8 protein-coding genes and 1 pseudogene are annotated in these 8,708 nt (G+C 54.1%); all 9 read right to left on the bottom strand.

What is annotated here, in order from left to right; translation table 11 throughout:
• Positions 1-51: 51 nt before the first annotated feature.
• Positions 52-1,140, bottom strand: coding sequence for a cobalt-precorrin 5A hydrolase (locus L696_RS0102945; RefSeq protein WP_025682320.1), 1,089 nt, complete (start codon positions 1,138-1,140; stop codon positions 52-54).
• Complete coding sequence (gene cobM, locus L696_RS0102940) at positions 1,133-1,927, bottom strand: precorrin-4 C(11)-methyltransferase (protein ID WP_013373518.1); 795 nt, start codon at positions 1,925-1,927, stop codon at positions 1,133-1,135. The genes L696_RS0102945 and cobM overlap by 8 nt, the downstream gene beginning before the upstream one ends.
• Positions 1,924-2,640 carry a precorrin-2 C(20)-methyltransferase gene (gene cobI / locus L696_RS0102935; protein ID WP_025682319.1) on the bottom strand — a complete coding sequence of 239 codons (717 nt, stop codon included), beginning with the start codon at positions 2,638-2,640 and terminating at the stop codon, positions 1,924-1,926. The genes cobM and cobI overlap by 4 nt, the downstream gene beginning before the upstream one ends.
• 31 nt (positions 2,641-2,671) lie before the next feature.
• Positions 2,672-3,928, bottom strand: coding sequence for a bifunctional cobalt-precorrin-7 (C(5))-methyltransferase/cobalt-precorrin-6B (C(15))-methyltransferase (locus L696_RS0102930; RefSeq protein WP_025682318.1), 1,257 nt, complete (start codon positions 3,926-3,928; stop codon positions 2,672-2,674).
• Positions 3,921-5,066, bottom strand: coding sequence for a cobalt-precorrin-5B (C(1))-methyltransferase (locus L696_RS0102925; RefSeq protein WP_025682317.1), 1,146 nt, complete (start codon positions 5,064-5,066; stop codon positions 3,921-3,923). Before L696_RS0102925 ends, L696_RS0102930 begins: the two co-directional genes overlap by 8 nt.
• 74 nt (positions 5,067-5,140) lie before the next feature.
• On the bottom strand, positions 5,141-5,785 hold the full coding sequence (locus tag L696_RS0102920; RefSeq protein ID WP_025682316.1) for a precorrin-8X methylmutase: 645 nt from the start codon (positions 5,783-5,785) through the stop codon (positions 5,141-5,143).
• A gap of 271 nt (positions 5,786-6,056) precedes the next feature.
• On the bottom strand, positions 6,057-6,836 hold the full coding sequence (cobK, locus tag L696_RS0102915) for a precorrin-6A reductase (protein WP_025682315.1): 780 nt from the start codon (positions 6,834-6,836) through the stop codon (positions 6,057-6,059).
• Positions 6,833-7,933 (bottom strand): sirohydrochlorin chelatase, encoded by a 1,101-nt coding sequence (locus L696_RS0102910; RefSeq protein ID WP_025682314.1) that lies wholly within the window; start codon positions 7,931-7,933, stop codon positions 6,833-6,835. The genes cobK and L696_RS0102910 overlap by 4 nt, the downstream gene beginning before the upstream one ends.
• Before the next feature lie 93 nt (positions 7,934-8,026).
• Positions 8,027-8,708, bottom strand: a pseudogene (locus tag L696_RS0102905) (precorrin-3B C(17)-methyltransferase); the annotation flags it as partial.

Genomic DNA, 8,708 nt, shown 5'->3' with positions numbered 1-8,708 from the left:
CTTCTGCGTGCGCCAGCGGCCTGATCCGTCCGCACATCCTGCTTATTGCGGTCAGTCATAAGATACCCGTGCTACGGAAATGGTCATGTTGCCGCTTTTCTTCTTCTCCAGCAGCCAATGATCTGCACCGGAGGATAAGAGGGCTGAAGGCTCACTGACACCGTACGCTCCTGTATACTTAAAGACCGTTTCCGATGGATTGGAAAGCTGTACGGTGTTTAGCTCTGACGGCGTGTACGTCACCAGCTCCCAGCCGTATTTAGCGCAAAGGGCAAGTAAGCCCTCTTCATCCTTTTTCAGATCAATGGTGGCAATATTGCGCACGCTTTTCACAGACAAGCGAAGCTCATTCAAGGTGTCCAGCACGCCAGCCTCCAGCTCCTCCATAGCAGTGCCCCGATTACAGCCGATGCCGAGCACCAGACTTTTCGGACGATACAGCACGCCATTCGTTAGGAACTGTTCCTTTTCCTCCGACTCCAGCATACGATCACTGACAACCAACGCCGCATTGAACGGCTCTTGTGACGCTTCTGCCATCGAAGCATATACCTTGATATGGGCAGGCACAGGCTTGTCATAACGCCACCAGTTCCGTTCGCCTGTCTCTTGCACAAGCGCCACAGGCTCCTCATTCACAACAGCCGCGCTCACCGGAGTTGCCTTGTCGAAGCTGTCGACCACCCAACCCAATTCCCGACCCAACATATCCACCGGAATCGTGCCCTGCACGTCCGATGCGGTCGTGATTACTGCACGTGCGCCCAGTACAGCGGCTACATGGCGGGTCAATTCATTGGCACCGCCCAAATGCCCGGACAGTACGCTAATGACATGCTCCCCGCGATCATCAATGACGACCACCGCCGGGTCTACCTTTTTATCCACTAGAATCGGCGCAATCATACGGACGACCGCACCGAGGGAAATAAATAAAATAATACCGTTATATTGTTTAAATAAATCCGGCAAAATCAGCTTGACCGAGCCTTCGAACAATTGAATGCCACGCTCCTGCTCGTCGCCACGCTCAAACTTGGACATATAATACACATCCGTACCCGGAAAGCTGGTTCCCAAATTGCGGACCATCTCCACTCCATGCTTCGTGATCGCCACAGCGGCAAAAGGATTACTCACCAGGCTTTACTCCCTTCCGGTAACCATGGGTAAACGACTTATCATACAGCTTGGAACGATGTGCGTCCTTGTCCACCAGTCCCGGGTCGAGCGCCCAGCCTGCCAAAATCATGGCATGCATCGTAATGCCTGCTGCGCGCAGATCGGCAGGCAATTGAGCGAGCGTCGTGCGCACGATCTTTTGGTCCGGCCAGGTTGCACGCTGCACAACCGCTACAGGCGTGTCCTCGCTCCAGCCTGCCGCTAGAAACTCGACAACCACCTTCTTCGCTAGCGTTGCGCTGAGGAACAGTGCCACTGTACAGTGATGGGATGCCAGGTCGCGCAGCTTTTCCCGATCCGGTACAGGTGTACGGCCTTCGGCACGCGTCAGAATGACCGTCTGTGTCAGGTCAGGCACAGTTAGCTCTGCACCCAGCACCGCCGCAGAAGCAAAGACCGAGCTGACGCCTGGTACGATTTCGTATGCTACTCCGCGCTGCTTCAGCAACACCATTTGTTCCAAAATCGCACCGTACACTGCCGGATCACCTGTATGTACGCGAGCTACACTGCGTCCAGCCTGCACAGCCTCGCTCATAATCTCGACCTGCCGCTCGAGATCCATGCCTGAGCTTTGCAGTACCTGCGCCTCTGGCTTGGCCGTGGCAATCAACTCGTCGTTCACAAGTGAATCCGTGTACAATACCACATCGGCCGTGCGTAGAATCCGGGAGCCTTTGACAGTAATCAGCTCCGGGTCGCCGGGACCTGCTCCTACGATATATACTTTTGGCTCCAACGTCATTTGCTCACCACCATTAAACTCAAATATTCAAGCTCCTGTCCGCGCAGCTCATGTGCGTTGCGCCATACCATTTCATAAGGAGAAGTGACCTTGGTAATGACAGATGCACGGTCCCCCAGATTGAGTTCATCCAGCACATCCAAAATCAAATCCAGCACCTTGGCAACCTTGATAAACACAACCGTATCGTGATTCTCAATCGCCCGCTTCATCGCTTCCCGATCATCCGTAGCCGGAATAATACCAACCTGCTGATCTCCGTCTGCCAAAGGCAACTCCAGTGCCGCCGCTGCTCCCAACACGGAGGAAATGCCCGGAATAGATACAATCGGTACCTCGGGATGAAGCTCCTTCATGAGACGCGCCAAGTGAATAAAGGTACTGTACAGATTCGGGTCCCCCTCGGTGACAAAGGCTACATCCTTGCCTTCACGCAGCGCCTCCCAGCAAGCAACCACCGTTTTATTCCACTCCCGTTCCAGTACAACCGGGTCCTTGGTCATCGGGAAAATGAGCCCCAGCATCTCTTTTTCCTCCGGGTTGACGTACAGCTCCACGATTTCATGGGCATACGATTTGCCTCCCCGACGTTTTTTCGGATATGCCACAACTGCGCATTCCCGAATCATCCGGTACGCCTTGACCGTAATCAGCTCGGGATCACCCGGCCCCACGCCTACGCCGTAAAGTGTTCCTGTTGCCGCCGTATTCATGCTGTCTCTCTCCCCCTCTTGATCTACCAAATTACTCCCCCGCTACTTCGTCAGCCGCTTCCACCGACAACCGCCCCGTAATGACATATATCGGATTCAGTCCGTCAAAACGAGTCATATTCAAAATCGGCTTGCTACGCGCTGTTTGCAGTAACGTCACCGAGGTTTCCAGCCCCGCTTCCTGCATCGCCTTCATGCCGTCATGCAGCGTCTCAATCGTTGCGGCATTCACTACAATTCGTCCATCCGTACGCAGACGGGAAGCGCACAGCCGAATCAACTCCGCCAGCTCTCCCCCGCTCCCGCCGATAAATACCGCATCCGGGTCTGGCAGCTCTTCCAGTCCGGCAGGCGCTTTGGCGTGAATGACCGGAAAATCGGTGCGGAATTTGATCTTGTTCGCTTCCACATTGGCGAGATCGCCTTCATTCTTCTCAATGGCAAACACTTGCCCGTACTTCGCCAGTCGCGCACACTCCACAGCTACAGAGCCGGAGCCTGCGCCAATGTCCCATACGATGCTTCGCTCTTTCAGACGCAGCTCGGACAAGCTGAACACGCGCACTTCACGCTTCGTAATCAGCCCTTTTTCCGGCTTACGCTGGTGAAATTCTGCATCCTCGAAGCCAAATCCCCGACGAATTGCAGGCACGTCCGCACCCTTACGGCGGCGCAAAATAACCACATTCAGTGGTTGAAACGTTCCCTGCGCCATCTCTTCCAGCGTATAATGCCGATACGCCTCATCCGGTCCGCCCAAATGCTCGCCAACAAAGGCATCGTATTCCGTCATGCCGTAATGCAGCAGATAGGCAGCGACTGCGGCGGGATGATTCCGGTCGTCCGTCAGCAGCGCGACCTTGTGCTGTCCGTCGATCCGCTGCGCCAGTCCGGTTATCGGACGGCCATGTATGCTTTCCAGCATCGCATCCTGCCAGCTCTCTCCCAGACGTGCAAATGCCAACTGAACCGAGCTGAGATGCGGCACAATATCAAGATGCTCGGCCCCCAGCTTGGCGGATAAGTACCCTGCGATGCCAAAAAAAAGCGGATCGCCTGACGCAAGCACGACAATATCCTTGTCCTCACGCAAACGTCCCAATTCTTCTACCACGGCGGAGAAGCCGCTCTTTAATGTTCTTTTTTCCCCTGCGGCTGCCTTGAAAAAGGCCAGTTGGCGCTCTCCGCCAACCAGCACGTCCGCACGCTCGATTCGCTCCAGCGTCTCCTGCGACAGACCTGCCGCTCCATTTTCACCGATACCAATGACACGGATCACTCTACTCACCGACTCTCGCCCTCCCCAGCACATTCCCCTTCATCGTTACCAGTACCATTTCTACAACGATTCCACCACCTGCATGCTCCAGACAATGCTGACAGCCATAGGTGCACAGCTTTTCAAAAAAGCTCAGCGCATTCGCCTCGGTCATCATATCCGCCACCTGCGTAGCTGTATTCGCCTCGGCCACTGCCGCTGCAAGCGACTCGTCCACACCCGCTTCACGCGCGACCTCGGCCAAAAAGGCAAAATCCACCGGGGCGCTCTTGGAATGAACCATCATGACACCTTGAGCGACCTTCGACAGCTTACCGGGCATGCCGACGAGAATAATCTTTTTCATTCCCAGCCGTTTCCCATGCTTGATCGCAAAGCCGACAAAATCGCCCATCTGAATAAAGGCTTCTTCCGTCAGTTGATCATACATTTGCATGGCATATTTTTCACTGCTGCCGCCTGTGGTCAGGACAATTTCCTTGCAATCCATCGCTTGCGCAACCGATATGGCCTGCACGACACTGGCTTTATAAGCCGACGTGGAAAATGGCACCACCACACCTCGCGTACCCAGTATGGAGATACCGCCAAGAATACCAAGTCGCCCATTCAGCGTCTTCTTGGCGATTTCTTCGCCGTCCGGCACGCTGATGACGACACGGACACCTTTAGCCGATCCATGCTCCTCGAGTACGCCTGTGACGGCCTCGGTAATCATCCGGCGCGGCACCGGATTGATCGCTGCTTCCCCGACAGGTACAGGCAGGCCAGGCTTCGTCACCCGTCCCACGCCGATACCGCCGTCGAGCTCAATGCCCGGTTCCTCCCGCCAGCTAACAGACGCGATAATTCTCGCCTGATGCGTCGCATCCGGGTCATCGCCGCCGTCCTTGATCGTCGTGCAGGAAGCCTCGTCCGCGTTCAGCACAGGCTCAATCAGCTCAAACGCATGATCGAATCCCGCTGGCAGCGATATCACCGCTTCCTTCGGCGGAATGCCCGTGATGAGCAGTTGCACCGCTCCTTTGGCAACCGCAGCCGCACAGGCTCCGGTCGTAAAGCCTGACCGCATCGGCTTGTCCGGCGCGGGAGCTTCACCGGTTTTCATCCGTTTGGGCCTGTCGGCGGACGCCGCTTCCTTTTCCATACTCATTCCTCCTTAACCTCATATGCTGATCATGCTCCAATTCATTTCATGATACAGCAAACGGACAACCGCATCTAGCGGACAGCCATTAAGGAAATCGCATTCAATGCCGCCACGACGATGGTACTGCCGCCCTTGCGCCCAATATTCGTAATGAACGGAATATCCAGCTTGCGCAGCTCGTCCTTGGATTCTGCCGCCGATACGAAACCGACAGGCATTCCAATCACCAGTCCGGGCTTGGCCGCTCCTTCTTTCACCAGACGAATCAACTCCAGCAGCGCTGTCGGTGCATTGCCAATCGCATAGATACCGCCTTCGCCTGCCTGAACCGCTTTACGCATCGAAATGATGGCGCGTGTCGTATTCAGCCTTTTCGCTTCCTCCATCACGTCCGGGTCCGAAATGTACACATGCACATCTCCGCCAAATTGCCGGATACGATCCTTACTTAGACCCGCCTGAATCATTTGCACGTCCGCAACGACCTGCTGCCCTGCGCGAATGGCTGCAACCCCGGCTTCAATCGCCTTCGGATGAAACACCATGCTGCGGCCCAGCTCAAAATCAGCAGACGCGTGAATCACACGTTGTACGACTGGATATTGCGCTTCTGTAAAAGGATGCTCTCCCAGTTCTTCCGTGATCATCTCGAAGCTTTTGCCTTCAATCTCCTGCGGCTGCACCGTTAGCGGTTTAAAATCCGTCTTAAAATCCATCGTCTCGACCACTCCTGTATGAAAAATTAGTTTAGAACATTCAAAGTTACCTATTGTGCCACTACGCAGTCGGATGGTACTTCCCATCGCCACCGCTGCGCTTGCACAACACCATTCCACCTGCTCCGCTTTGATGTGAATTTTTAAAATTCAGCTTATATACGCATTTTAAGATGACTATATTTTAAATACACGCCAGAAAAAGTTCTGGATTTATCGGATTGACTGGGTTGTTAATTACCCGGATCGATCAGATTCACAGGGTCATAGTTCAGATCGAAGGGTCCACCTTGGTTGTGCGCAGTGCGTCGATCACTCCGTCGAAACGATCAAATACGGTGCCAAATTCCACTTCTGGTCTGGAAATCAAAATAACATGAATACCCAGCTCCAGCGCAGATTGAACCTTCTCATCTACCGCTCCCGTGCGTCCGCTTTCCTTGGTGACCATCACCGTCGTGCCGAAATGCTTGTACAATGCCTCGTTCATCTCGCGGGAAAAAGGTCCCTGCATGGCGATAATATTTTTTTGCTCCATGCCCAGCTCGCCGCATTTCTCCATATTGTCCAAGCGTGGCAGCATGCGAGCGACCAGACGAATCTCCGGTTCTCCAAGCAAATGCTGGGTGAACGTGCCGAGCGTCTTGCTGCCTGTCGTAAGCATTACAGAGCCTTTGAGCTGCTTCGCTTCCAATGCGGCTTCCTCATAGGAGGGTACGATGTGAAGCAGCGGATGATTGTCATACACCAGCCCCGCACGTTCGTAGCGAATATAAGGAACCCCGGATTCACGAGCGGCTGTCATGGCATTCGCATGTGCTTCTTCTGCAAAAGGATGACTGGCATCAACGATGGCCTGCACTCCCTGTTCCCGAACTACTGCTGCCATTTCATCGGCTGTCATTCGACCTGTACGTACGTCCAGCCCCACTTCGGACAAGCTGGTTGCCGCGCTTTCTGTTACGACGGAGGTCAGCACTTTGAAGCCATTGTCACGGATTTGCAGCGCCAATTCCCGAGCATCGCTCGTTCCGCATAGCATGAAAATCATGAGCCCTTCACCTGCCCGCTACCTGAAATCCCGCTTCCGTTCACAACAGACGGCGTATGTGAATGATCGTGGTAGTGTTCATGATCATGGTTATCATGGCTGTGCGCATGTACATGCTCATGCTCGTGATCGTGGTCATGACCATGCGAGTGTTCCTCATGATGATCGTGTCCGTGATCATGTGCATGATGATCATGATCATGATGGTGATCGTGGTCATGCCCGTGGTCATGATCATGGTCGTGGTGATGATGGTGATGCTCCTGCGCCTCCAGACGGAACTGGCAGTTATCGCAATTGGCCATGACCTTGCCGACCAAGCCTTCGTTGGCGCGTTCCAGCACCAGCTCGACCAATTGTGGATGGAACCCAAAATATCCGCCCATTTCCACTTGCAATGCAGGATGAGACTCCGCAAATTCCTCTGTCATTTCTCCGATACGCTTAATCAGCACACCCGTGAATAGAAAGTATGGAAGCACGATGATTTTTTTAGCGCCCAGACGTAGACAACGCTCCAAACCATCTGGAAAAGAAGGCTGCGTCACACCGATAAAGCTGCTCTCCACCCACGTATACGGGAGTTTTTCCCACAGCATACGGGTAATTTTGAAAAAGTCGCTGTTCGCATCCGGATCGCTGCTTCCGCGTCCCAGCACCAGCACAGCCGTTTCTTCATCCGTCACCTCGGCAGAAGCCTCCACAGCGCTATTTATACCGGCTGGAACCGCAACCGGTCGGGCCTCTTTCAAGCGGCTTTGCAGAATGCTGACGATTTTTTCGTGAACGCCAATCGGACGTCCGTATACAAATTCCACCTGCGGATATTTAGCTTTTGCCCGGTCAATCGCCATCGGAATATCAATTTTGGCATGTACCGCTGCGAACAAAATAATCGGAATAAGAACGACACGCGTCGCCCCTTTCTCCACACATGTTTGCACCCCTTCAGCAATGCCTGGACGTGCCAACTCCAAGAAACAGGTTTCCACGCACATATCCGGCACGCGATCTGCCACCGCCTGCGCAAATTCCATCAGCTCCTGATTCCCCTCCGGGTCCCGACTCCCATGTCCAACCAACAATATTGCATTCACTGCTGTATTTTCCTCCTCATCAATAGAGATAACCTGCAAGACGCCCTATTTTATCTATATGCTTACATCCATAAAAACAGGCTTTCTAGCGCATTAATCGCCGCAGACGGCATTCACTTCTACTGTTGCAGGTGCATCTTCATGCCGAAAACCCGCTACCACGCCCACACGCTTGAAAAATTTATGAAAACGCTCGTTCGGATGCCCTTGTTCCTTATATTCAGCGATGACGTTCTCAACGATATCCGTAATCTGATCCCCCGGAATGCCCTCCGCTACAGGTTGAGCGGCATGAGCGTTGCGGCCAAATTTTTTGCCGCCGAGAAACAGATCGTATCCTCCCTTGCGGTACACAATCCCGATATCCTCCAGCACCGCTCCATAGCAGGCCATACCGCAGCCGTTCAAAGCAATGCTCGTTTCCTTGGGTGCCTGCAATCCGCCCAGTACAACCTGTAGATGCTCTGCCACAGGCACAGCATCATCCTTCTCCATATTGCAGAAGTCGCACGCCTTCACCTTAAACACATCGCCAATCGGCATCACGATGAATCGTTCATCCCGCAGCCGCCCTACCAGCTCCTCCGGGTCTGCGCATGGCACGCGCAGCACGATCTGGTGATCCGGCGTATACTCCAGCTCGCCTTCATCACCCGCTACCTCGGCGAGCAGCGCCATCTGGCGAGCGGTGAACTTCTTGTTTCCCACGCCGGGGGAAACGCCCACCTCAAACAGCGCAGGCTTGCCAAAGCTGCCTGTCGCTGTCCCGGCCGTA

The sequence above is a fragment of the Paenibacillus maysiensis genome (assembly GCF_000520815.1).
GTDB lineage: Bacteria > Bacillota > Bacilli > Paenibacillales > Paenibacillaceae > Paenibacillus > Paenibacillus maysiensis.
This window is presented reverse-complemented; position numbering and strand designations above follow the sequence as displayed.

What these genes read in the sequence shown, in the direction of transcription:
- cobK (WP_025682315.1), bottom strand. Translation starts at nt 6,836, where the DNA reads ATGATTTTCATGCTATGCGGAACGAGCGATGCTCGGGAATTGGCGCTG.
- L696_RS0102920 (WP_025682316.1), bottom strand. Translation starts at nt 5,785, where the DNA reads ATGGATTTTAAGACGGATTTTAAACCGCTAACGGTGCAGCCGCAGGAG.
- cobM (WP_013373518.1), bottom strand. Translation starts at nt 1,927, where the DNA reads ATGACGTTGGAGCCAAAAGTATATATCGTAGGAGCAGGTCCCGGCGAC.
- L696_RS0102925 (WP_025682317.1), bottom strand. Translation starts at nt 5,066, where the DNA reads ATGGAAAAGGAAGCGGCGTCCGCCGACAGGCCCAAACGGATGAAAACC.
- cobI (WP_025682319.1), bottom strand. Translation starts at nt 2,640, where the DNA reads ATGAATACGGCGGCAACAGGAACACTTTACGGCGTAGGCGTGGGGCCG.